General features: G+C 44.1%; 20 protein-coding genes. 19 read left to right on the forward strand and 1 reads right to left on the reverse strand.

Annotated features, from left to right (window positions below):
* Window positions 1–3 precede the first annotated feature (3 nt).
* Together ACYQ5K_RS04450 and ACYQ5K_RS04455 are read left to right on the forward strand one after the other, a co-directional pair.
* Window positions 4–642 carry a GntR family transcriptional regulator gene (locus ACYQ5K_RS04450; protein ID WP_195230355.1) on the forward strand — a complete coding sequence of 213 codons (639 nt, stop codon included), beginning with the start codon at window positions 4–6 and terminating at the stop codon, window positions 640–642.
* 19 nt (window positions 643–661) lie between these two features.
* Entirely contained in the window at window positions 662–1858 is a 1197-nt protein-coding gene (locus tag ACYQ5K_RS04455) for an NADP-dependent isocitrate dehydrogenase (RefSeq protein WP_117834551.1), read from the forward strand.
* Between the two features lie 57 nt (window positions 1859–1915).
* Here ACYQ5K_RS04455 and ACYQ5K_RS04460 read toward each other — a convergent pair whose 3' ends face one another.
* A complete protein-coding gene (locus ACYQ5K_RS04460; RefSeq protein WP_195230356.1) occupies window positions 1916–3823 on the reverse strand; it encodes an ABC-F family ATP-binding cassette domain-containing protein in 1908 nt (635 codons plus the stop codon).
* Between the two features lie 158 nt (window positions 3824–3981).
* Here ACYQ5K_RS04460 and ACYQ5K_RS04465 point away from each other — a divergent pair, with 158 nt between their 5' ends.
* From ACYQ5K_RS04465 to rlmH, 17 genes are all read left to right on the forward strand, one after another.
* Window positions 3982–4629, forward strand: coding sequence for a redox-sensing transcriptional repressor Rex (locus tag ACYQ5K_RS04465; RefSeq protein ID WP_173688126.1), 648 nt, complete (start codon window positions 3982–3984; stop codon window positions 4627–4629).
* Window positions 4630–4709: 80 nt separating this feature from the next.
* Window positions 4710–6233: an NAD(P)H-hydrate dehydratase gene (locus ACYQ5K_RS04470; protein WP_173688127.1), complete on the forward strand. Its 1524-nt coding sequence runs from the start codon at window positions 4710–4712 to the stop codon at window positions 6231–6233.
* Window positions 6230–7393 (forward strand): alanine racemase, encoded by a 1164-nt coding sequence (alr, locus tag ACYQ5K_RS04475; RefSeq protein WP_173688128.1) that lies wholly within the window; start codon window positions 6230–6232, stop codon window positions 7391–7393. The genes ACYQ5K_RS04470 and alr overlap by 4 nt, the downstream gene beginning before the upstream one ends.
* 90 nt (window positions 7394–7483) lie before the next feature.
* Entirely contained in the window at window positions 7484–7831 is a 348-nt protein-coding gene (locus tag ACYQ5K_RS04480; RefSeq protein WP_022219890.1) for a type II toxin-antitoxin system PemK/MazF family toxin, read from the forward strand.
* 22 nt (window positions 7832–7853) lie between these two features.
* Window positions 7854–8696: a hemolysin family protein gene (locus ACYQ5K_RS04485; RefSeq protein WP_173688129.1), complete on the forward strand. Its 843-nt coding sequence runs from the start codon at window positions 7854–7856 to the stop codon at window positions 8694–8696.
* A 50-nt stretch (window positions 8697–8746) separates the two neighbouring features.
* Window positions 8747–9481 (forward strand): YebC/PmpR family DNA-binding transcriptional regulator, encoded by a 735-nt coding sequence (locus ACYQ5K_RS04490; protein WP_022219892.1) that lies wholly within the window; start codon window positions 8747–8749, stop codon window positions 9479–9481.
* Window positions 9482–9504: 23 nt separating this feature from the next.
* Window positions 9505–10266, forward strand: coding sequence for a CFI-box-CTERM domain-containing protein (locus ACYQ5K_RS04495; RefSeq protein ID WP_195230360.1), 762 nt, complete (start codon window positions 9505–9507; stop codon window positions 10264–10266).
* Window positions 10267–10514: 248 nt separating this feature from the next.
* Window positions 10515–11246 (forward strand): ClpP family protease, encoded by a 732-nt coding sequence (locus ACYQ5K_RS04500; RefSeq protein ID WP_173688197.1) that lies wholly within the window; start codon window positions 10515–10517, stop codon window positions 11244–11246.
* A 143-nt stretch (window positions 11247–11389) separates the two neighbouring features.
* Entirely contained in the window at window positions 11390–14044 is a 2655-nt protein-coding gene (locus ACYQ5K_RS04505; RefSeq protein WP_173688131.1) for an FtsK/SpoIIIE family DNA translocase, read from the forward strand.
* Between the two features lie 32 nt (window positions 14045–14076).
* Complete coding sequence (locus ACYQ5K_RS04510) at window positions 14077–15744, forward strand: formate--tetrahydrofolate ligase (protein ID WP_173688132.1); 1668 nt, start codon at window positions 14077–14079, stop codon at window positions 15742–15744.
* 33 nt (window positions 15745–15777) lie between these two features.
* The gene (locus ACYQ5K_RS04515) at window positions 15778–17151 is read left to right on the forward strand and encodes a chitobiase/beta-hexosaminidase C-terminal domain-containing protein (RefSeq protein WP_459777295.1); all 1374 of its coding nucleotides are present in this window, start codon (window positions 15778–15780) and stop codon (window positions 17149–17151) included.
* Window positions 17152–17445: 294 nt separating this feature from the next.
* On the forward strand, window positions 17446–18627 hold the full coding sequence (locus ACYQ5K_RS04520; protein WP_173688134.1) for an iron-containing alcohol dehydrogenase: 1182 nt from the start codon (window positions 17446–17448) through the stop codon (window positions 18625–18627).
* Between the two features lie 293 nt (window positions 18628–18920).
* Entirely contained in the window at window positions 18921–19808 is an 888-nt protein-coding gene (locus ACYQ5K_RS04525) for a sulfide/dihydroorotate dehydrogenase-like FAD/NAD-binding protein (RefSeq protein ID WP_055156711.1), read from the forward strand.
* Window positions 19808–21193, forward strand: a complete 1386-nt coding sequence (gene gltA, locus ACYQ5K_RS04530; protein WP_173688135.1) for an NADPH-dependent glutamate synthase — start codon at window positions 19808–19810, stop codon at window positions 21191–21193. Before ACYQ5K_RS04525 ends, gltA begins: the two co-directional genes overlap by 1 nt.
* Window positions 21194–21603: 410 nt before the next feature.
* The gene (locus ACYQ5K_RS04535; protein WP_459777296.1) at window positions 21604–22278 is read left to right on the forward strand and encodes an HAD family hydrolase; all 675 of its coding nucleotides are present in this window, start codon (window positions 21604–21606) and stop codon (window positions 22276–22278) included.
* A 20-nt stretch (window positions 22279–22298) separates the two neighbouring features.
* On the forward strand, window positions 22299–24323 hold the full coding sequence (locus tag ACYQ5K_RS04540) for a HelD family protein (RefSeq protein WP_459777306.1): 2025 nt from the start codon (window positions 22299–22301) through the stop codon (window positions 24321–24323).
* A gap of 39 nt (window positions 24324–24362) precedes the next feature.
* A complete protein-coding gene (gene rlmH, locus ACYQ5K_RS04545) occupies window positions 24363–24842 on the forward strand; it encodes a 23S rRNA (pseudouridine(1915)-N(3))-methyltransferase RlmH (protein WP_022219903.1) in 480 nt (159 codons plus the stop codon).
* Window position 24843: the final 1 nt, after the last annotated feature.

Below are 24843 nucleotides of genomic sequence, written 5' to 3' on the forward strand. Positions count from 1 at the left end.
AAAATGGAAGAGTATTCATTGAGAAGTCAGGTTTTTCAGACCATCAGAGATGACATTCTGAAAGGTAAATACGAAGAAAATGACGAACTCAGAGAAGCAACATTGGGGAAGGAACTTGGAGTTAGCCGTACACCGGTAAGAGAGGCACTTAGACAGTTGGAACTGGAGGGACTGGTGAACATCATTCCGAATAAAGGAGCCTATGTTACCGGTATTTCTGATAAGGATGTACATGATATTTATATGATCCGTTCCATGCTGGAAGGATTATGCGTCCGCTTGGCAACAGAACATATTACACAGGAGCAGCTGGAAGAACTGGATGAGATCATTCTTTTATCCGAGTATCATATGGATAAAGGACATTCCGATCAGCTGACAGAGCTGGATGGAAGATTCCATCAGATTCTGTATGAGGCATCACAGAGCAGGATCCTGGATCATGTGCTTTCGGATTTTCACAAATATGTACAGCTTGCAAGAAGGACTTCCGTTAAGACAGAAGAGCGTGCGATCAAGTCGATTGGCGAGCATAACGAGATCCTGAATGCCATCAAGGCAAAGGATGCGGAAAAAGCCGGCAATCTGGCAACGCTCCACATTATGCATGTTATGGAGAACCTGCATATCGAAGAAGAATAATCAAAAAGGAGACGAAGCTATGAGTAAAATTCAGATGACGACACCGATTGTTGAGATGGACGGAGATGAGATGACCAGAATTCTCTGGAGGATGATAAAAGATGATCTTCTTCTGCCGTATATCGATCTTAAGACAGATTATTATGATCTTGGACTGGAACACCGCAATGAGACAGATGACCAGGTTACAGTTGATTCAGCTAATGCAACAAAGAAGTACAAAGTAGCTGTCAAATGTGCGACCATTACACCGAATGCGGCAAGGGTAAAAGAATATGATCTCAAAGAGATGTGGAAGAGTCCGAACGGAACAATCCGTGCGATTCTGGATGGAACGGTATTTCGTGCTCCGATCGTGGTAAAAGGAATTGAACCATGTGTAAAGAACTGGAAGAAGCCGATCACGATTGCCCGTCATGCTTATGGGGATGTATATAAAGGAACCGAGATGAAGATTCCGGGACCTGGAAAGGCAGAACTGGTCTACACAGCACCTGACGGAACAGAGACAAGAGAGCTGATCCATAATTTTGATGGAGCAGGTATTATCCAGGGAATGCACAATATCAATGCATCGATTGAAAGTTTTGCAAGAAGCTGTTTTAGTTATGCGCTGGATACAAAGCAGGATCTTTGGTTTGCAACAAAAGATACCATTTCCAAAAAATATGACCATACATTCAAAGATATCTTCCAGGAGATCTTTGATGCGGAGTATAAGAACCTTTTTGATGAAGCGGGAATTGAATATTTCTACACATTGATCGATGATGCGGTAGCCCGTGTAATGAAGTCAGAGGGTGGTTATATCTGGGCATGTAAGAATTATGACGGGGACGTGATGAGTGATATGGTTTCCTCAGCATTTGGTTCACTTGCCATGATGACATCTGTACTGGTATCGCCGGAAGGGTTTTATGAATATGAAGCTGCGCATGGAACAGTACAGCGTCATTATTACAAACACCTGAAAGGGGAAGAGACTTCAACAAACTCTGTTGCAACGATCTTTGCATGGTCAGGAGCTCTGCGCAAGAGAGGAGAACTGGATGGAAACCAGGAACTGATGGATTTTGCAGACCGTTTGGAAAAAGCAACGATCGGTACGATTGAAGAGGGTTATATGACAAAGGATCTGGCAATGATCACAACTCTTCCGGAGGTGCATGTACTGAACAGTGAAGGATTTATCAAAGCGATTGCAGAAAGATTATAAAAAGAGCAGGGAATGCATGAAGGGCGTATCCCTGACAGAAAAATGGGAAGGACCGGCTTATTCAGCCAGTTCTTCCCATTTTTCATAGAGTTCTTCGAGCTCTGATTCGTTCGCTGTTTTTTCTTTTGCCAGTTCCTGGCATTTGACAGAATTCGTATAGACTTCTTCCAGCATCATCAGTTCATCGATTTCGCCATTGCGCGTCTCAAGAACACCGATACGTTCTTCTGTTTTCTTCAGGTCGTTCTGTCTTTTGCGGAGACGTGCCTGTTCTTCTTTCTGCTCCTGCCAGCTCAGTTTGGATTCGGAAACCTGCGTCGGTGCGTCTTCAGAAGCAGTTGTGGAAACAGCCGGGGTCAGAAGATCTTTTTTCTCCAGATAATAATCATAGTTGCCGATATAATTGACAAAGGTATTGCCGGTCAGTTCCAGAATGCGGGTGGCGGTCTGGTTGATGAAATAACGGTCATGTGACACATAAAGTACCGTACCGGTATAATCATTCAGAGCCCGCTCGAGAATTTCCTTGGAAGTGATGTCCAAATGGTTGGTCGGCTCATCGAGGATCAGGAAATTCGCATTGGAGAGCATCAGCTTTGCCAGAGATACACGTCCCCTTTCACCACCACTTAAATCGCCGATCAGCTTGAAAACATCATCTCCGGTAAAAAGAAAAGCCGCAAGCATGTTCCGGATCTGTGTGTTGGTAAGCATCGGATAATCATCGGAAATTTCTTCAAAGATTGTCTTATCCATATGAAGGACGTGGTGTTCCTGATCGTAGTAACCAATCTCCACATTGGCACCCAGTGTAAAGGAACCGCTGTCTGCCCGGATCACATTGTTCAGAATCTTGAGAAGCGTAGTTTTTCCGGTTCCGTTGTCGCCAATAATGGCTACATGTTCCCCACGCTTGATCTCGAAACTGATATCTGTGAAAAGTGTCTGTGGCGGAAAGGCTTTGCTTAATCCTTTGACAGAAAGTACATCATTGCCACTGACACGTGAAGGTTCCAGCTTCAGATGGATGTCGGTGTTGATCTCCATCGGTTTGTCTACAAGCGTCATCTTATCCAGCATTTTTTCCCGGCTTTCGGCACGCTTGATGGATTTCTCACGGTTAAATGAACGGAGCTTTTCGATTACGGCTTCCTGATGTTTGATCTCACGCTGCTGATTCAAGTATTCTTTTAATTTGGCTTCCCTGAGCTGTTCTTTTTTGACAGCAAAATCAGAATAATTGCCCATATAAGTATGAAGCTGTCCCTGCTCGACTTCAATCACCTTTGTAACTACACGGTTTAGGAAATAGCGGTCGTGGGATACGATAAGAACAGCACCCGGATAATTCAGAAGATAGGTTTCCAGCCATGCGATGGAGTTCATATCCAGGTGGTTGGTTGGCTCATCCAGAAGCAGGACGTCAGGCTTGGTAAGAAGGAGTTTGCCAAGAGATACACGGGTCTTCTGACCACCGGATAAAGAATCTACGGGTTTGGTAAATTCTTCTTCTGTAAATCCGAGACCTTTTAGAACGCCGGTAAGCTCACTTTTATAGGCGTAACCGTCTGCGTGCTCAAATGCAGAAGTCAGTCTCTGATAAGTGGAAAGACGTGCTTCAAGAGCATCTCCGGAAAGAGACGGAAGCTCCATCTCGATTGTACGTATCTGCTTTTCCATCTCAATGATTTCAGCTTTTGCCGTGCGGACTTCTTCGTAAATGGTATTGCCGCTTTCCATCTCCTGATGCTGTGCAAGGTAGCCGAGAGTTTTGCCTTTGGTAAGAACAACCGTCCCTGCATCGGGAGAAAGTTGTCCTACGATCATCTTGAGGATCGTGGATTTGCCGGCTCCGTTAAGACCTACTAGGGCAGCTTTTTCATGGTTTTCTATATGAAAGGAACCGTCTTTTACGATGACCTGATCCCCAAAACTTTTTGACAGATTATGACATGCCAGTATCATTTTTATATCCTCCTGTTAAAGTGGCAATTATGTTACTGCTCACAGTAACATAATTATAGCTGAAATACGACAAAAAACAACTATAAAATTTGACTTTTTCGTTGGATTCTTATATAATTAAAAATAATGAGTCAAAAAATAGGAAGGTGGAAGTGAAAGTGGCATCAAGAGAAATATCTCAGGCAGTAATAAGGAGACTTCCGCGGTATTATCGTTATTTAGGGGAACTACTGGAGAGCGGAGTCGAACGGATATCATCCAATGAATTAAGTAAAAGAATGAAAGTGACTGCTTCACAGATCCGGCAGGATCTGAATAATTTCGGTGGATTTGGACAGCAGGGATATGGCTATAATGTAAAGTATCTTTATACAGAGATAGGTAAGATCCTTGGACTGAACGAGAAACATAAATTCGTTATCATTGGAGCAGGAAATCTTGGACAGGCATTGGCGAACTATGCAGCATTTGAAAATCGGGGATTTGTTTTAAAAGGGCTGTTTGACGTAAACCCAAGGCTTGCCGGATTGACGATCCGTGGAGTTGAGATCCGTATGATGGATGAATTGAAGGATTTTGTGAAAGAAAACGATATTGAGATCGGGGTTCTCACGATTCCGAAGGCAAAAGCAGTAGAGGTTGCCAATCTCCTGGTAGATAATGGAGTCAAGGCTATCTGGAATTTTGCGCATACAGATCTGAATCTGCCGGATAATATTATTGTGGAGAATGTTCATTTGTCTGAAAGTCTGATGAGATTATCTTATAACATCACCAGATACAATGAAGAACATGAAGGAAAGTAGTCAAAGCATACCAGAAGGCAGAGGTGCAGGAAAGTTTTTTCCTGCACCTTTTTGAAAATTAAATGTATGGGAGACCGGATATGAAAGAAATACTGACAGCAGATCAGATGAGAAGATCGGATCAGAGAATGATACAGAAGATGCAGGTCCCGTCCCTTGTCCTGATGGAACGGGCGGCACTTCAGTGTGTGGCTGCGATGAAAGCAGAAGGCATAGACTTGTCGAAAGCACTGGTTGTGTGTGGAAGTGGCAACAACGGTGGTGACGGATTCGCAATTGCAAGGATGCTCGTAGAAGAAGGATATCATCCGGATGTAGTATTGGTCGGAAATTATGACCATCGTAGTGAAGAAACAAAAATCCAGATGAAAATTCTGGAAAATCTGGGAATATCTGTAGGAAACAGTTTGCCACAGAAAGAATATAGTGTTATTATAGATGCCGTATTCGGTATTGGTCTGTCACGTGAAATAAAAGGCAGGTATGCAGAGGTGATCGATCAGATGAACCGGATGACTGCCTGTAAGGTGGCAGTTGACACTCCTTCAGGGATCCGTTCGGATGATGGGAAAGTGCTTGGAACTGCATTTAAAGCAGATCTTACAGTGACCTTTGCGTTTCAGAAGATGGGACAGATCCTGTATCCGGGATGTGAGTATGCAGGAAAGCTTGTTACAGCTCCGATCGGAATTACCAGGCCGGAGTTTTTTGCGGAAGAAGAAATCTGCATGGCACTTGAAAAATCCGATGTGCCGGCAATGCTGCCGCAAAGGAAACCGGATTCTAATAAAGGGACTTATGGAAAGGTTCTGATGATTACCGGAAGCAAAGGAATGTCCGGTGCAGCATATTTAAGTGCCAGGGCAGCATATCTTTCGGGAGCCGGGCTTGTCCGGATTTATACGGAGGAAAGCAACCGGGCAATCTTACAGGAACTTTTACCGGAGGCGGTAATGACGACCTATTCTCTGGATGAGACAGAATCCTTTGAAGAACTTCCGGATTTGCTGGAATGGGCGGATGTGCTCTGTATTGGCTGCGGACTCGGCATGGGACCGCATTCGGAGAAATTACTGAAAAAGGTGCTTGAGAATAATAAAAAACCGGCTGTTATTGATGCGGACGGACTGAACCTTCTGGCAAAGACCGGTGAGTGGGGGATCGGACAGATTCGGATGAATCCTTCCGGATATGTACTTACTCCGCACATGAAAGAAATGTCCAGACTGACCGGATACAGCGTACAGGAATTAAAAGACAACAGAAGAGAGCTATTACGGAAATATACAGAAAAAGTTCATGCTGTCTGTGTACTGAAAGACAGCAGGACACTTATGAAAGCGCCGGAGGGAAGGCTTATGATCAATACCACCGGTAATGCGGCAATGGCAAAGGCCGGATCGGGAGATGTGCTTGCCGGAATGATCACCGGACTTATGGCACAGCATCTGAGACCGGATGATGCAGCTGTGCTTGGCGTTTATCTGCATGGCCTGTGCGGAGATCATGCCAGAAAAGAACTTGGCTCTTACAGTGTGCTTGCGGGTGATCTTTTGAAAATGCTCGGCAGGACACTTAAGGAATTGGAGGATATGACAGAATGAAGAAATACAGCAGACTGCGTGCGGTGATCGATCTGGATGCGGTGATGTATAATATGGAAATGATGCATGCAAATATAGAAGAGGGAACCAAGATGGTCGTGGTCATCAAAACAGATGGTTATGGTCATGGAGCGGTACCGATTTCAAGAATGCTGGAAGATGTGGATTATGTCTGGGGCTATGCGGTCGCAACTCTGGATGAAGGTGTTGTACTCAGAAAAGCCGGCATTCAGAAGCCGATTCTTTGCCTGGGATGTATTTTCCCGGATCAGCTGGAAGAGATGATCCGTCATGAGATCCGCATGACAGCCTACAGCTATGAGCTTGCGAAGCTTGCGGATGAGACCGCATACCGTATGGGGAAGAAGGCATATCTGCACATTAAGATCGATACTGGAATGTCAAGACTTGGCTTTCCGGTATCGAAAGAAAGCGTAGAGGAGATCCTTAAGATCGGCAGACTTGTTTACACGGATTGCGAAGGAATGTTTACCCATTTTTCAAAGGCAGATGAGACGGATAAGACCACAACACTGGAACAGATCCGTGCCTTTCTGTGGATGAAAGAGCATCTTGCAGCAGAAGGTATGGAATTTACTTATTATCACTGTGCAAACAGTGCAAGTATCATTGATATGCCAAAGCTTGGAATGGATCTGGAGAGAGCCGGGATTTCTACCTATGGACTGTATCCGTCAGATGAAGTCAATAAGGAGGAAGTTCCGCTCCGACCGGCAATGGAGCTGATCGCGCATGTGACTTATGTGAAATGGATTGAAAAGGGTACGGCAGTCAGCTACGGAGGCACCTTTGTTGCGCCGAAAAGGATGCAGATCGCCACGATCCCGACGGGATATGGAGACGGATACCCACGGAGTCTTTCCAACAAAGGATATGTCCTGATCCATGGTCAGAAGGCACCGATCCTTGGCAGAGTCTGTATGGATCAGTTCATGGTAGATGTGACCGAGATCCCGGATGTGAAATTTGGTGACAGGGCAACACTGGTCGGTCACGACGGGGATGCTTATCTTTCAATAGATGAGCTTGCCGGTCTGAGCGGTAGATTTAACTATGAATTTATCTGTGATATCAATAAACGTGTTCCGCGAGAATATGTGCGTGACGGAAAAGTTGTAGAGCAGGTCGATTATTTCTAAAATGCGGGGATGCACTTCGAAAGAGATATGAATACAGCAGGAGAAAGCTGGCAATAATGAAAGTATCTTGATAAGCGGAGTGTGAATGAAGTGCAGATCAGGCGTGGAGATATTTATTATGCGGATTTAAGTCCGGTAGTCGGTTCGGAGCAGGGCGGCGTGCGCCCGGTTCTTGTCATCCAGAATGATGTCGGGAACCGGCACAGTCCGACCGTTATCTGTGCCGCGATCACTTCAAGGATGAATAAAGCGAAGCTGCCGACACATGTGGAAATCGATGCAAAAAGGTACAGAATCGTCAAGGATTCCGTTGTCCTTCTGGAGCAGATCCGGACCATCGATAAGCAGAGACTGAAGGATTACGTGTGCCGGGTAGACAAAGAGCTTATGAGAAAAGTCGATGAAGCGCTGTGCGTCAGCCTGATGCTTCATACATAAAAGAGGAGAAGTATGGAAAGCAATGGAAACGGAAGGTAATTTACTTCAGAAAATGAAAAATGTATTTTCTGACAATGAAGATAAAGAGAAAATTGCAGAAGAAATCATTGAAAAAGTACTGGAAGGCTATGAAAAAGGTGTTCTGACAAGACGTGAGACGAAGATGATCACCAATATTTTTGAATATATGGATTCGGATGCAAAAGATATCATGACGCACCGGAAAAATATCGTAGCACTGGACGGAGAGGAATCTCTGGAAAAAGCACTTACCTTTATGCTGGAGGAGAACAAATCCAGATTCCCGGTTTATGAAGAAGATATTGACAACATTGTGGGGATTCTTCATATCCGGGATGCGATGCAGAGTTACCTGGATGGTCCGGCAAGGAGAAAACCGGTGCATGATCTGAAGGATGCGATCCGGCCGGCAGGATTTATCCCGGAAACAAAGGCGATTGACAAACTGTTCCAACAGATGCAGCAGGACAAGAGCCATATGGTGATCGTGCTGGATGAGTATGGACAGACATCAGGGATCGTTACGATGGAAGATATCGTAGAAGAAATCGTTGGAAATATCCAGGATGAGTATGATGAGGAAGAAGAGCTGATCGTCAAACAGGCAGATGGTACATATATCGTGGATGGTATGACACAGCTGGAAGATCTGGAAGAACTTCTGGGAATCAGTTTCAACGAAGAAGATTACGATACGATCAATGGTTATCTGATCGACTGCCTGGACAGAATTCCTTCGGAAGATGAAGAATGTCAGGTGGAATTCGGAGGTTATCTGTTCCATGTATTGTCGGTTGATAATAATACAATACGCAAAGTCCTTGTCAGCAGAACAAAAAAGTGATAAAATAGTACAATTGAGAATAGTAAAATACTGAAGAGAGGTAAAAAGTAATGTCAGGACATTCAAAATTTGCGAATATCAAGCATAAAAAAGAAAAAAACGACGCAGCAAAAGGAAAAGTATTCACGAAGATCGGTCGTGAAATCGCTGTAGCAGTCAAAGAAGGAGGCGGAGCTGATCCGGCTAACAACAGCAGACTCCGTGATGCGATTGCAAAGGCAAAAGCAAATAATATGCCAAATGACAATATTGACAGAAGTATTAAAAAAGCAGCCGGAGACGGAGATGCTAACAACTACGAACACATCGTATACGAAGGATACGGACCGAACGGAACTGCAATCATCGTTGATGCACTTACTGATAACCGTAACCGTACTGCTTCTAATGTAAGAAGCGCTTTCACAAAGGGAAAAGGAAATATCGGAACCAGCGGATGTGTATCTTTCATGTTTGATCAGAAAGGACAGATCATTGTCGATAAAGAAGAATGTGAACTGGATGCAGATGATCTGATGATGCAGGCACTGGATGCAGGAGCAGAAGATTTTTCAGAAGAAGAGGACAGCTTTGAGATCCTTACAGATCCGAATGATTTCAGTGAGGTTCGTCTTGCTCTGGAAGAAGCAGGAATCCCGATGGCAAGTGCAGAAGTTACAATGATACCACAGACATGGGTAACTCTGGACAACGAAGAAGACATCAAGAACATTCAGAAGACGCTTGATCTTCTTGAAGATGATGATGATGTACAGGAAGTATATCATAACTGGGAAGAAGCATAGGATTGATTCCGGGAGGAACCTGAATGAATCAGAGTATACAGGATGGACTGAATGACCTGTTTGACCAGATAATTCCGATTTCCGGAGATTTCAATAAAAAGACTTATGCGGATTCGTTTAAAAATGCATACGAGAAGTATAAGCCGCTTTTTACTGAGATTGCACAGGAATGCGAGAATTCGGAAGACAGACAGGAAGAAATTAAAGAGATTGCCGCTGTTCTGCCGGATAGAATGCGGAGAGTACTGGATCAGGAAAGTTCAAAAAGAAAAAAAGAAAATGTACTTATGAAATATAATCTTGGCATGGTTACGTATGTAATCCCGATGTTCCGCTATGGCAGAATGGATGCTTGTGAAGAGATTGTAGACTGCATGGTCGAACGCTGGAATGATCATGATCTGGAACTTAAGATCAGTAAATCGGAATTCGAGCAGATCCAGGGAGGCTTTAAATCCCGTCTCTGCTATATTACTACAGCTGTATGTGCAAGCCTTGGCAAACCGGATAACTGTTATGAACTGAATCTGATGAGAAGATACAGGGATGAATATCTGGTGAATCAGGAAGGCGGCGAAGAAATCGTTGCCGAGTATTACGATATTGCTCCGACAATCGTAAACCGGATCAACCGGATGGAAAATTCAGAAGATGTATATGCAGATATCTGGAACCATTATCTTCACCCATGTGTTTCCATGATCGAATCCGATAATCTGGAGGCATGCCGCAAGATTTATACAGATATGGTATATAGCCTGCGCAGGAAATATTTATTTTCATAATGATTAAATCAAAGAGAATGTGCCGAGTCACATTCTCTTTTGCATATACAGTGAATCAGGTACAGATTTGTGTCGGTACAGGAACCTGTTATTCATTCCTGCATTGGAAATCCTGCATATTTTTATAAGCATTGTCCATACTAAGCTAAAAAGAACGGAGGAATGCGGCAATGAAAATACAGGAAGAAACGGATGTAAAAGAATATCAGATACGCAAGAAAAAGAGCAGGGAACAGAACGTAGAAAATATGGAAAATAAAGAAAAGGCAGTCAGAGAGGCAGAGCCGGAAAATACAAAGGAAGAAGATGAACATGTTAAAGAAATGGGAATGCTTCCGCTTGACCGACGTCGGAATCATCAGATCGAGCTGCTCACGATCATCGGCGAAGTAGAAGGACATGAGGCGGTTTCCGGCAGTACAAAGGCAACCAAGTATGAACACCTGCTTCCAAAACTGGCACAGATTGAGAACAGTGTTCAGACAGACGGTGTGCTGATTCTCTTAAATACACTGGGCGGAGATGTGGAGGCGGGACTTGCGATTGCGGAAATGATTGCATCTTTAAGCAAACCGACAGTATCTCTGGTACTTGGAGGGTGTCATTCTATCGGTGGTCCTCTTGCTGTGTCTGCGGATTATTCTTTTATTGTTCCAAGTGGAACGATGATCATTCACCCGGTGCGGACAAGCGGAATGTTCATCGGTGTGGCACAGAGCCTGCGGAATATTGAAAAGACGCAGGACCGGATCACCGGATTCCTTGCAGAGCATTCCGGAATGTCACAGGAGCGGATTGAAGAACTGATGCTGGATTCCACACAGCTTGTCAAAGACGTGGGGACAATGCTGGAAGGAAAACGTGCAGTGGAGGAAGGACTCATTGATGAGGTTGGCGGAATAAGAGATGCATTAAATAAATTGCATGAAATGATTGATGAAAAAATGGAAAATACTGATAAAAATTATGAGATGACATAAGGCGAAGAGAATGCTATAATAAAATAGCATGTACAAGTATACACTTTTGATGACTGATTCCGGATACTATATCTGGGGAGAGAGTAGAAGGAATCGGTCATTTGATTACAAGATAAAGAGTATAAATACAAGGGGGAAGTTTGATGGCTTCAAAGACAACCGGAACAAAGAAAAATGCAAAGCAGAGCACGGCGAAAAAGCGGCAGCCTGCGAAGAAGACGAGTACAAAGTCTGCAAAATCTGCGAAAACAACCAGAAAGAATACCACATCAAAAGCTGCGCCGCAGGAAGAATCATTTCTTGCAACGGAGATTCTGATCTGGGTGACGCTTGCGGTAGGAATTCTGCTTACGATCAGCAATTTCGGACTTGCAGGTGCATTTGGAAGAAAGATTGCAGCACTGCAGCAGGGGATGATGGGCTGGATGGCGTATGTATTTCCACTGCTTTTATTTTGTGGAGTCGCGTTTGTGGTTTCCAATAAAGGAAACAGGATCGCATATATTAAGACTGCTGCAGGCGTTGTATTACTGGTTCAGTGCTGTGTGCTCTTTGAACTGATCGATGAAAAAGGCGGATTTGTTGGAAAGGCAATTGCGGTCAGGCTGGTGCCGGCAATCGGTAAAGTGGGTACATATGTTGTCGTGATCATTTTAATGGTGATCTGTGTAGTCCTTATCACAGAAAAGTCTATTCTAAAAGGAATGAAGATCGGCGGGGAAAAAGCGTATGACCGTGCCAGAGAGGACATGCAGAAGCGTAAAGAAGAGGCTGAGGAACGCAGGGCAAGACGGGAAGCTATGCGTGTTGATTATCAGGTAAGTGGCGTTTCCTTTAATTCGACAGTTGGAAGAAAAGAGGACGAGGCAGGAAAAGCAGAAGAAACAGCCGGAAAAGAAGCAAAGGAAAGTACAGAAAAGAAAGCTACCAGACGCAGCCGGAAAGATATGAGCAGCGTGCTTGCAGGTGCAGAAGAAGCGGCGGCAAAGCACATTATGGAACAGACTGGGAAAATTGCGCTGGATGATGTTGTGATCAATCGTGCGATGCCCCTCTCCGCTACAGAGCTGATCCCGGATCCGGAACCGGTTCCTCTTGAGCCGGTGAAAGAAAAGCTCCCGAAGTTCTTAAAAGGAGCGATGCAGGAAACGGAAAAAGAGCCGGAGTCTGGTAAAGATATGCAGACAGATGTGGCTGAAGAAAATTTATCAGCGGTGCAGACAGAAGACGGAGTAAAAAGTCAGGTCTCCGGAAATCCAAAAGTTAAGGCAGATATCCCCAAAGAGGTTGCTGCTGTTGCAGATACGATTGCAAAAAGTGAGAAACCGGTCAGGGAATACCGCTTCCCGCCGCTTAGTCTGTTGAAGCATGGAAGTAAAACTTCCGGAGATTCGGATGCGCATCTGCGTGAGACAGCAGCAAAGCTCCAGAAGACACTTCAAACCTTCGGCGTGAATGTTACGATTACTAATATCAGCTGCGGACCTTCTGTCACACGCTATGAGTTACAGCCTGAGATGGGAGTGAAAGTCAGTAAGATCGTAGGACTTGCGGATGATATCAAGCTGAACCTGGCGGCGGCCGATATCCGTATTGAGGCACCGATCCCTGGAAAAGCAGCAGTCGGCATTGAAGTTCCGAATAAGGAAAATACTGCAGTTATGCTGCGTGATCTTCTGGAATCAGATGAATTTAAGAAAAGTAGATCGCGGATCGCATTTGCGACAGGTCGTGACATTTCAGGTAAAGTGGTGGTATCGGATATCGCAAAGATGCCGCATTTACTTGTTGCAGGAGCTACCGGCTCCGGTAAATCTGTCTGTATCAATACGATCATTATGAGTATTATCTACAAAGCAAAACCGGAGGATGTAAAGCTGATTATGGTAGATCCAAAGGTAGTGGAATTAAGTGTATATAATGGAATTCCACATCTGATGATCCCGGTTGTAACGGATCCGAAGAAGGCAGCAGGAGCTTTGAACTGGGCGGTTGCGGAAATGAACAGACGTTATCAGCTTTTTGCCGAGTATAATGTCCGTGATCTGAAAGGTTACAATGATAAAGTCGAGAACATTAAAGATATTGATGATCCGGATAAAGCACAGAAACTTCCACAGATTGTGATCATCGTAGACGAACTTGCAGACCTGATGATGGTTGCACCCGGAGAAGTGGAAGAGGCGATCTGCCGTCTGGCACAGCTTGCGCGTGCGGCAGGACTTCATCTGGTTCTTGCAACGCAGAGACCATCGGTTAATGTCATTACCGGTCTGATCAAGGCGAATATGCCATCAAGAATAGCATTTTCTGTATCATCCGGTGTGGATTCCCGTACCATCATTGATATGAATGGCGCGGAGAAGCTGCTTGGAAAAGGCGATATGTTGTTCTATCCGGCTGGCTATCAGAAGCCGGTACGTGTTCAGGGGGCTTTTGTTTCTGATAAAGAAGTCCAGGCAGTGGTTGATTTCCTGAAAGAGAACGGCGGAGGCACAGCATACAGTGAAGAGGTCCAGAAGCAGGTGAACAGTAATCAGAATGTATCTGCGGGAGGAGCATCTTCCGGGGACGACAAAGATGTCTACTTTGTAGATGCAGGAAAGTTTATCATTGAAAAAGACAAAGCATCGATCGGAATGCTCCAACGGGTGTTTAAGATCGGGTTTAACCGTGCGGCGCGGATTATGGATCAGCTTGCCGAGGCGGGAGTCGTAGGAGAAGAAGAAGGTACCAAACCAAGAAAAGTACTGATGTCTATGGAACAGTTTGAACAATACATAGAAGAATCAGTTTAAGAAACGCATAAGAAAAAAGGGAGGATATGATTATGAAGACAGACATTCAGATTGCACAGGAGGCAGAGATGCTCCATATTCGCGAGGTTGCAGCAAAGATTGGAATTGAAGAGGAAGACCTTGAGTTTTACGGCAAGTATAAGGCAAAATTATCAGATGAACTGATGGAAAGAGTAAAAGACAGACCGAATGGAAAGCTGGTACTTGTCACTGCAATCAATCCGACTCCGGCGGGAGAGGGGAAGACGACGATTACCGTCGGACTTGGAGAGGCAATGGCAAAGCTCGGTAAAAAAGCCCTGATCGCTCTGCGCGAGCCATCGCTCGGACCTTGCTTTGGAATTAAAGGCGGTGCTGCCGGAGGCGGTTATGCACAGGTTGTACCGATGGAAGATCTGAATCTTCATTTTACCGGAGATTTTCATGCGATCACATCAGCAAATAACCTGCTTGCAGCTCTTCTTGACAACCATATCCAGCAGGGAAATGCTCTTGGGATCGATCCGAGACAGGTTGTATGGAAACGGTGTGTAGATATGAATGACCGTGTACTGCGTAATGTAGTAGTCGGTCTTGGAAATAAAATGGACGGAATGGTAAGAGAGGATCATTTTGTGATCACGGTTGCGTCCGAAATCATGGCAATTTTATGTCTGGCAGACGATCTGGAAGATCTGAAAAAACGTCTTGGCAGAATCATTGTTGCCTATACATTTTCCGGAGAACCGGTTACAGCTGACCAGCTTCAGGCAACCGGTGCAATGACAGCACTGTTAAAGGATGCGATCAAACCGAATATTATCCAGACTCTGGAGCATACACCGGCACTGGTACATGGCGGCCCATTCGCAAATATTGCACATGGCTGCAACAGTGTACGTGCAACCAAGATGGCACTTAAGCTGAGTGATATCACGATCACAGAAGCGGGATTTGGTGCAGATCTGGGTGCAGAGAAGTTTATGGATATCAAGTGCCGTATGGCGGGACTGAAACCGGATGCAGTAGTTCTGGTTGCAACGGTACGTGCATTAAAATACAATGGTGGCGTGCCGAAAGACGAACTGAACAAAGAGAACCTGGATGCTCTTGCAAAGGGAATTGTAAATCTTGAAAAGCATATTGAGAACCTGCAGAAATTCGGAGTTCCGGTTGTGGTTACCCTGAATTCATTTGTCAGTGATACGGAAGCAGAATACGAATTTATCCGTAAGTTCTGCGAAGACAGAGGCTGTGAATTTGCCCTTGCAGAAGTATGGGGTAAAGGCGGAGACGGCGGAAAAGAGCTGGCAGAGAAGGTATTACAGACTCTGGAGACAAAAGAAAGCCATTATCATCCGATTTACAGTGATGAGTTATCAATTGCAGAGAAGATCGAGACAATCTGCAAAGAGATTTACGGAGCAAAGAGTGTTGTATATGAACCTGCTGCAAAGAAACAGCTTGCACGAATTGAATCAATGGGCTTTGGCAAGTTCCCTGTATGTATGGCAAAGAATCAGTATTCTCTGTCCGATGATGCGAAGCTTCTTGGACGCCCGGAGAACTTTGATATCCATATCCGTGAAGTTTATGTAAATGCAGGAGCAGGATTTGTTGTTGCTCTTACCGGAGCGATCATGACCATGCCAGGTCTTCCGAAAGTACCTGCAGCAAATGGAATTGATGTAGAAGACGGTAAAATTACCGGATTGTTCTAAATGAAGTATGATACCAGAAGGAGACGAAAGACAATGAAATGTATGCACTGTGGAGCAGATTTGCCTGAAGATCAGCTGATCTGTCCTAGCTGCGGCAGGGAAATACAGATTGTGCCTGATTATAACCCACTTGATGATATGCTGACTGCTCAGCTAAAAGGAGGCATTACACAGACAATGTCGCTTCATCTGGGTGAGCAGGAAAAGCAAGATGGCATCTATTCTGGTGCAGCAAATCCGGCATATGAAAGACGGGAAAGTGTTGGAGGAGAGACCAGGTGTGTAGGAAATTCAGGAAGTGTTGGTCGTCGCCAGCAGGAAACTGTGACCAGGCGTGGAAGAGATGCGGCGGTCAGACGCAGTGATGTCAGACCGGCTACCGGACGTGTGAGTCAAAGAGAAGATGCGCGGGAACAGACGAGAAGAGCGTATGAAGAAGAACGCAGATTGCGGCGTATGCGGGCAGAAAAGAGAAAAGAGCGTGCCAGAAAAAAACGCCGGAAAATGCTGCTTATGCTGCTGGCGGGGTGTATTGTTCTGGCAGGACTCATTTTCCTGTTTTATCAAAATTCATATACCGGAAAAGTAAAGAAAGGATACCGGCTTCTGGCAGCTTCCGAATATGAGAACGCACTCACTGTATTTGAAAAAGCAGCTTCCGGAAGTCCGAAGAAAGCAGAAGCTTATACAGGGATTTCAAAGGTTTATATTGCCCAGGATGATCTGGATCAGGCAGAAGAAGTTTTTACAGACGAGATTGCAAAGCAGTCCGGAAATGCAGAAATTTATCGTGCAGCGGTAGAATTTTATATTGATACCAAACAGGAAGAAAAAGTATCACCGCTTCTGAATGCATGTACCAGTGATACGGTCCTGGAAGAACTGAAGGATTATGTGTCAGATGAACCGAAGTTTAGTCTGGATGAGACAGAGACATATGATGAAGTGCAGGCACTGGAACTGACCGGAAAAGGAAAAGCAATCTACTATACGACAGACGGTTCAGAGCCGACAACTTCAAGTACGAAATATACAGAACCGATCAAGATCGGTGAAGGTGAGACGACGGTGAAGGCGATTTCTGTTAATAAGAAAGGGATTCCAAGCCTGACAGAAAGTAAAACCTATAAAGTTGAGTTCCCGATTGCAGATGCACCGGCGGTAACTCCGTCGACCGGGCAGTATGACCATGTCCAGTCAATCAGTGTAGTTGTACCGGATAAGTATACGGCATATTACACGACGGATGGATCAGATCCGGATCCGGAGAATAATTCTGCGACGCAGGAATATACCGGACCGATCGTAATGCCGGAGGGAAGTACGATTTTCAGTTTTGTTCTGCAGGATCAAAAAGGCAGATTAAGTGATGTCACAAGAAGAAATTATGAACTGAATACAAATTAAAATCCGATTTTAAGAAGAGAGTATGCCGAGCCGTCTGCTTGTCAGAGCATGACTGGTAAAGCGTACTCTTTTCAATTACTTTTATTTGTGAAAAACTTGCGTAAAATATGTGAAAAATATCACAAATCAAATGTTTTATGAATAGGGTGGAAATAATATGGTTTATTAAAAATGTATAATTGTATGGAAATAAGTACAATTTATTTGTGGTAAAATGTTGCAGAAAGCTTAGATTTGAGATACAATATAATTGTCAAAAAGATAACATACTTTAAGGGCAAAGGAGTGTTTGAAATGAGTAGATTTACATTACCAAGAGATATTTACCACGGAAAAGGATGTCTTGAAGAACTGAAGAACCTGAAAGGAAAAAAAGCAATCCTGGTTGTTGGAGGAGGCTCCATGAAGCGTCAGGGATTCCTCGACAGAGCTGAGAACTATCTGAAGGAAGCAGGAATGGAAGTAAAGCTTTTTGAAGGAGTTGAGCCAGATCCATCTGTTGAGACTGTTATGAAAGGTGCAGCAGTTATGCAGGAGTTCCAGCCGGACTGGATCGTAGCTATGGGTGGCGGATCGCCGATTGATGCCGCAAAAGCAATGTGGGCATTCTACGAATATCCGGATGTTACATTTGAAGATCTCTGTATTCCGTTCAACTTCCCGGAACTGAGAACAAAAGCAAAATTTGCTGCAATTCCGTCAACATCAGGAACAGCGACAGAAGTAACGGCGTTCTCTGTTATTACCAACTATCAGACCGGAGTAAAATACCCACTTGCCGATTTTAATATTACACCGGACGTTGCAATCGTAGATCCGGATCTTGTTATGGGTCTCCCGGTAAAGCAGGTTGCTTACACAGGTATGGATGCACTGACACATGCGATTGAAGCTTATGTATCTACCCTGAACTGTCCATTTACAGATCCGCTTGCACTGCAGGCGATCGAGATGGTTCTGGATTACCTTCCGGCATCTTACAAATGCGATATGGTAGCAAGAGAGCAGATGCATTATGCACAGTGCCTTGCAGGAATGGCATTCTCCAATGCACTTCTTGGAATCGTACATTCTATGGCACATAAGACAGGTGCGGCATTCTCAACCGGACATATTCCGCACGGATGCGCAAATGCAATTTACCTTCCATATGTAATTAAATACAATGCAAAAGATCCAGTCGCTGCAAAACGTTATGCAGAAATCGCACGCAGAATGGGACTTCCGGGTACATCTGAGAAAGCGCTGATCAACAGCCTGTGTGCAAAGATCGATGCATTTAATGTAGAGCTGAATATTCCGAAGACACTGAAAGATTTCGGTGTTGACGAAGCAGAATTCAAAGAAAAAATTGCGAAGATTTCAGAACTTGCAGTTGGTGATGCATGTACAGGATCCAACCCACGTCCGATCGATCCGGCAGCTATGGAAAAACTTTTCAACTGTACATATTATGGAACAGAAGTAGATTTCTAAAAAAGAGAATATAGTTCTTACAGAGACAGACGGACTCGATACTGACCGTCTGTCTCATTTTATATCCGGTCAGCAGGTACAAATTCGTGCCGGCACAAGATTTAATACGGTTGAAAAATTTGGTAACCGGAAGAATTTTGGCAGATTTATAGAAGAAATATTGGTACTTATAGATAAAAAAGATAGTTATATTTATGGCATAAATAATTTTTTAACAAATTAAAAAGAAATACTTGCTATTTACTTTGCAATAATTTATCATAAAGAGAGTAAATATTTTAGGAGGCAATGCAATGTACAAGATAAGAAAAGCTGAAAAACTGGCTGATAAGATTTATCTTATGGATGTAGAAGCACCACGTGTGGCAAAGCACTGTGAGCCAGGACAGTTCGTAATTGTCAAGATGGATGACAAGGGGGAAAGAATTCCGCTGACAATCTGCGATTATGACAGAGAAGAAGGAACAATTACCATCGTATTCCAGACAGTAGGAGCATCTACTGAGAAGATGGCACAATTAAAAGCAGGAGACTCTTTCAGAGATTTCACAGGACCACTTGGATGTCCATCTGAACTGATTTCAGAAGATATTGAGAGCCTGAAGAATAAAAAGATCTTATTTGTAGCCGGCGGTGTTGGTGCAGCCCCTGTATACCCGCAGGTTAAATGGATGCACGCACATGGGATCGATGTAGATGTTATCGTTGGTTCTAAGACAAAAGATATGCTGATTCTCGAAAAAGAGATGGAAGCAGTTGCAGGAAATTATTACCCATGTACAGATGACGGTACATACGGACATGCAGGTATGGTAACAACAAAGATCGAAGCACTTGTTGCAGAAGGTAACAAGTATGATGTCTGTGTTGCAATCGGACCGATGATCATGATGAAATTCGTTTGTCTGCTCACAAAGAAACTCGAAATTCCGACTATCGTCAGCATGAACCCGATCATGGTAGACGGAACAGGTATGTGTGGCGCATGCCGTCTCCATGTAGGTGATGAAATCAAATTTGCATGTGTAGACGGACCGGAATTTGACGGACATCTCGTTAACTTTGATGAAGCAATGAAGAGACAGCAGATGTATAAGACTCAGGAAGGCAGAGCTATGCTGAAATTACAAGAAGGTGACACACATCACGGTGGATGCGGTCATTGCGGAGGTGACGAATAATGGCAGACGTATTAAAGAAAGTACCTGTAAGAGAACAGGATCCGAAGGTACGTGCAACAAATTTTGAAGAAGTATGTTATGGATATAATCAGGAAGAGGCAATGGAAGAAGCAAGCCGTTGCATCAACTGTAAGAATGCTAAATGTATTCAGGGATGCCCGGTAGGAATCAATATTCCTGCATTCGTTCATGAAGTAAAAGAAGGCAATATCGAAGAAGCATATAAGATTATCGGACAGTCTTCTGCACTCCCTGCTGTTTGTGGACGTGTATGTCCTCAGGAATCACAGTGCGAAGGAAAATGTATCCGTGGTATCAAAGGAGAATCTATTTCTATCGGTAAGCTGGAAAGATTCGTTGCTGATTATGCTCTGGAGCATGACATCAAACCGGTTGGAGCTGACAAGAAGAACGGACACAAAGTTGCCGTTATCGGTTCAGGTCCTGCAGGACTTACCTGTGCAGGCGACCTTGCAAAGCTTGGCTATGATGTAACTGTATTTGAAGCACTTCATGAACTCGGTGGAGTACTTGTATATGGTATTCCGGAATTCCGTCTTCCAAAACAGAAAGTCGTTGCAAAAGAGATCGCAAAAGTAAAAGAGCTTGGTGTTCACTTTGAGACAAACGTTGTAATCGGTAAATCTACTACAATCGATATGCTGATTGAAGACGAAGGATTCGAAGCAGTATTTATCGGATCAGGAGCAGGACTTCCAAAATTCATGGGAATCCCGGGAGAAAATGCCAACGGTGTATTTTCTGCAAATGAATACCTGACAAGAAGTAACCTTATGAAAGCGTTTGATGATTCTTATGATACACCGATCGCAGCTGGTAAGAAAGTTGCAGTTGTTGGTGGTGGTAACGTAGCAATGGATGCTGCAAGAACAGCTCTCCGTCTTGGAGCAGAAGTTCATATCGTATACCGTCGTAGCGAAGAAGAGCTTCCGGCCCGTGTGGAAGAAGTTCATCACGCAAAAGAAGAAGGTGTACAGTTCGATCTTCTGACAAACCCGGTAGAAATCCTCGAAGAAGATGGATGGGTAAAAGGAATCAAATGTATTCGTATGGAACTTGGTGAACCGGACGCATCAGGAAGAAGACGTCCTGTTCCGGTTGAAGGTTCTGAATTCGTGATCGATGTTGATACAGTTATCATGTCACTCGGAACATCACCGAACCCGCTGATTTCTTCTACAACAGAAGGACTGGAAGTTAACAAATGGAAATGTATCGTTGCAGACGAAGAACATGGAAAGACTTCTAAAGAAGGCGTATACGCAGGTGGAGATGCCGTAACAGGTGCAGCTACAGTAATCCTTGCTATGGGAGCCGGAAAAGCTGGTGCAAGAGGTATCGACGAGTATCTTTCAAATAAATAAAATTATGACCGCAGTTTCCTTTGGTGGGACTGCGGTTTTTATAGGTTGTGTGGACCACTTTGAAAAAAATAATCGTTCCAATTCAAGTTGTGCAAACCATTCCGATGAACCTCTTAGGGCGAAAATTATGTCAGCAAAGGCTTCCATAATTTTTGAGTTTCATCTCCATTGCACAAAAATAGAATTGGAACGATTATTTTTTTCAAAGTGGTCGTTCTACAGTGCTGGTAAAAACGGCAAAGAAATTATACAAAGGAGGAGAAAACTGGTAGTTATAAAGGGTGGAAACCCAGTTGCTTGTTTGTAGTCTTGATGTTAATTTTGAAATGTTCTGAAGGTGTGGTTTCCTAGACAAGAAGAGTTAAAAATGGTACAATAGGAAAAGTATTATTTTGTGAAAGAGGGGTATTATGAAGTATAAATATATCTTATTTGACTTGGATGGGACGATTACGGAATCGGGACCGGGGATCATGAATTCGGTGGAGTATGCGTTGAATAAAATGAACCGGGAGGTTGGTGATCGGGATACTTTAAAGAAATTTATCGGACCGCCGCTGACGGAATCGATGGAGAAATATTATGGGATGTCTGAGGAAGAGGCACTGCTTGGAGTAAAATATTACCGGGAATATTATGCGGTGAAAGGCATTTTTGAGAATTCGGTGTATGAAGGACTTGCGGAGACGCTGGAATCCTTGGAGAATGAAGGATATATACTTGCAGTGGCAACATCCAAGCCGGAAGAGTATGCAAAAAGGATTGCAGACAAATTTGACTTTGCAAAATATTTTACAGGGATTTACGGGGCTACGATGGATGGATCACTGATCCGGAAGGCAGATGTGATCCGCTATGCGCTGGATAACCTGGGTGTGGAAAGGGAGAACTACGATCAGGTAGTCATGGTCGGCGACAGAAATAATGATATCTACGGTGCAAAGGAGAATGGGATCCAGGTGATCGGTGTCCTGTATGGATACGGGGATCTTGCGGAGCTTCAAAGTGCCGGTGCAGATTACATTGCAAAGACACCGGAAGAGATTGCACAAATCATCAGAAAATGTAATCATGAGAGGGTTTGAATATGAGTAACAACGACGCAATGAACAGTGAGATTCGGTTTCTGGAAGAGGTTGAAGAGAAACTGAAGACACGCATTACCGAGATCAACGCATCGTTTCTTGAAGGAGAAAAACAGATTGAGAGCATGCATGATTATTATTGGGAAAACTATACGGAAATGGATGAGTATGGTTATGAAAATTATGATAATCAGCAGGCACTTCTCGGAGAAGTTAATGCTAACAATGAGCGTCTGATGAAAAAACAGCGCCTTAAGAAAATGATTGACTCCCCATATTTCGGAAGAGTGGATTTTCTCTTTGAGGGGGAAGAAGAAAGCGAAAGTTTTTACATCGGAATCGGCAATTTTGCGCCTAAGGCAGGAATGACGCCACTGATCTACGACTGGAGGGCACCAGTGAGCGGCCTTTTTTATGATTATGACAGAGGACAGGCTTCTTATGAAGCACCTGGAGGAACCATTGAAGGGGAGATTACTTCCAAATGGCAGTATAAGATCAAGAACGGGAAGATGGTTTATGCATTTGAAAGTGACACCAAGATTGATGATGAGATCCTGAAACAGGAGCTTGGAAGTAACGGGGATGTACAACTGAAGAATATCGTCCGTACTATCCAGAAAGAACAGAATGAGATCATTCGGAATGTAAAGGACAAAGTTCTGGTCATTCAGGGAGCCGCAGGAAGTGGAAAAACCTCCGTTGCACTGCACCGGATTGCATATCTTTTGTATCACGACAGGAAAAATTTAAAAGCATCGGATATCCTGATCCTTTCACCGAACAGCGTATTTGCGGACTATATTTCCCACATTCTGCCAGAGCTTGGAGAAGAAAATATCCAGGAGATGAGTTTTGATCTGTTTGCGTACAGAGAATTGAAAGGAATCGTATCGGACTGCGAGGACCGTTATGATTATCTGGAGAAGCTGATCCATTTTCCGGAGATGGGAATCCGGGAGAGCTATCTGAAGAAGCAGTCTGCCGGATTTGTCGGAGAGATGGAAGGCTTTCTGGCAGTGCTGGAAGATCAGCTGATGGATTTTAGGCCGGTTAAGATCCGTACTCTGGAAAAGACCGAAGAGGAGCTGATTCATCTGTTCTATTTCAAATTTCAGGATATTCCGATCCTTGCAAGAATGGATGCGGTGATGGAATATCTGGTGGATGAATACGAGACATTGTATAACCGGAATCTTCCGGAAGATGAGGTAGAAGAGATACGGGAGAAATTCAACCGGATGTATGTGACCCGTGATATTTACAAAATATATAACTGGTTTTTGGAGGACAGTGGGTATGAGACACTGGAAAAAATTCCGTACGAGAACAGAAAACTCCAGTATGAAGACGTATTTCCGGTACTTTATCTTAAATACCGGATGCTTGGAGGAACCAGACATAAGCATATCAAGCATCTGGTGATCGACGAGATGCAGGATTATTCATATTTGCAGTACGTGGTACTGGCCCAGCTGTTTTCCTGCAGGATGACGATCCTTGGCGACCGGGCGCAGACACTGGACAGTCAGATGCAGGATGTACTGACATTTCTGCCGAAGATTTTCGGACGTACGATCCGCAAGATCATTATGAATAAAAGTTACCGGAATACTATTGAAATCGCAGAGTATGCAGCGAAATTTACCGGGGAAAAGCATCTGGAATATCTGGAACGTCATGGCAAACCAGTGACCGAAAAGACATTTGATTCGGATGAGGAACTGTTAAATGAACTTATCCGGGAGGCAGATGCCGGAATGGACAAATATGAGACCGCCGCAGTTCTGACGGAGACGATGGACGAGGCATATACAATGACCAGGATGCTTTCAAACCGTGGACTTCCGGTAAATTGTATTGACCGGGACAGCAGTACCTTTGAAAAAGGCGTGACAGTAACGACGTTCTATATGGCAAAGGGATTGGAATTTGATCAGGTATTCGGTGTGTTCCCGAAGAAAGAAAATCCGATGACCGGGCAGGCAAAATACATCTGTGCAACAAGAGCACTGCATGAGCTTTATATGTATGAAAGGGCATAACTGTACAGACTGATACAGCGAAAGAGAGGAAAGAACAGGATGAAGATAACCGTACTGACGGTTGGAAAAATAAAAGAAAAGTATCTGAGGGATGCGATCGCGGAATATACGAAGAGACTGAGCCGCTACTGCAAGCTGGAGATTATTGAGGTGGCAGATGAAAAGACACCGGACAATGCCAGCGAAAATGCAGAGGAAATGATCCGGCAAAAAGAGGCTGAACGCCTTTTGAAATATATCCGTGAGGATGCATATCTTATTACACTGGAGATTGGCGGAAAGCAGCTGACCTCCGAAGAATTTTCAGAGAAAATTGAAAAACTCGGCATTCAGGGAACCAGCCACATTATTTTTGTGATTGGCGGATCCATAGGAATCGGGAAAGCAGTTCTGGAAAAATCGGATTATGCACTTAGTTTTTCAAAAATGACATTTCCGCACCAGCTGATGCGTGTAATTCTGCTGGAGCAGATTTACCGTGGATACCGGATCATGTCGGGAGAACCCTATCACAAATAGA

This window comes from Allocoprococcus similis (assembly GCF_054660775.1).

What these genes read in the sequence shown, in the direction of transcription:
- gltA (WP_173688135.1), top strand. Translation starts at nt 19,808, where the DNA reads ATGGCAGACGTATTAAAGAAAGTACCTGTAAGAGAACAGGATCCGAAG.
- ACYQ5K_RS04495 (WP_195230360.1), top strand. Translation starts at nt 9,505, where the DNA reads ATGAATCAGAGTATACAGGATGGACTGAATGACCTGTTTGACCAGATA.
- ACYQ5K_RS04525 (WP_055156711.1), top strand. Translation starts at nt 18,921, where the DNA reads ATGTACAAGATAAGAAAAGCTGAAAAACTGGCTGATAAGATTTATCTT.
- ACYQ5K_RS04540 (WP_459777306.1), top strand. Translation starts at nt 22,299, where the DNA reads ATGAACAGTGAGATTCGGTTTCTGGAAGAGGTTGAAGAGAAACTGAAG.
- ACYQ5K_RS04490 (WP_022219892.1), top strand. Translation starts at nt 8,747, where the DNA reads ATGTCAGGACATTCAAAATTTGCGAATATCAAGCATAAAAAAGAAAAA.
- ACYQ5K_RS04455 (WP_117834551.1), top strand. Translation starts at nt 662, where the DNA reads ATGAGTAAAATTCAGATGACGACACCGATTGTTGAGATGGACGGAGAT.
- ACYQ5K_RS04485 (WP_173688129.1), top strand. Translation starts at nt 7,854, where the DNA reads ATGGAAACGGAAGGTAATTTACTTCAGAAAATGAAAAATGTATTTTCT.
- ACYQ5K_RS04470 (WP_173688127.1), top strand. Translation starts at nt 4,710, where the DNA reads ATGAAAGAAATACTGACAGCAGATCAGATGAGAAGATCGGATCAGAGA.
- ACYQ5K_RS04510 (WP_173688132.1), top strand. Translation starts at nt 14,077, where the DNA reads ATGAAGACAGACATTCAGATTGCACAGGAGGCAGAGATGCTCCATATT.
- ACYQ5K_RS04500 (WP_173688197.1), top strand. Translation starts at nt 10,515, where the DNA reads ATGGAAAATAAAGAAAAGGCAGTCAGAGAGGCAGAGCCGGAAAATACA.
- ACYQ5K_RS04505 (WP_173688131.1), top strand. Translation starts at nt 11,390, where the DNA reads ATGGCTTCAAAGACAACCGGAACAAAGAAAAATGCAAAGCAGAGCACG.
- ACYQ5K_RS04515 (WP_459777295.1), top strand. Translation starts at nt 15,778, where the DNA reads ATGAAATGTATGCACTGTGGAGCAGATTTGCCTGAAGATCAGCTGATC.
- ACYQ5K_RS04450 (WP_195230355.1), top strand. Translation starts at nt 4, where the DNA reads ATGGAAGAGTATTCATTGAGAAGTCAGGTTTTTCAGACCATCAGAGAT.
- rlmH (WP_022219903.1), top strand. Translation starts at nt 24,363, where the DNA reads ATGAAGATAACCGTACTGACGGTTGGAAAAATAAAAGAAAAGTATCTG.
- ACYQ5K_RS04535 (WP_459777296.1), top strand. Translation starts at nt 21,604, where the DNA reads ATGAAGTATAAATATATCTTATTTGACTTGGATGGGACGATTACGGAA.
- ACYQ5K_RS04520 (WP_173688134.1), top strand. Translation starts at nt 17,446, where the DNA reads ATGAGTAGATTTACATTACCAAGAGATATTTACCACGGAAAAGGATGT.
- ACYQ5K_RS04460 (WP_195230356.1), bottom strand. Translation starts at nt 3,823, where the DNA reads ATGATACTGGCATGTCATAATCTGTCAAAAAGTTTTGGGGATCAGGTC.
- alr (WP_173688128.1), top strand. Translation starts at nt 6,230, where the DNA reads ATGAAGAAATACAGCAGACTGCGTGCGGTGATCGATCTGGATGCGGTG.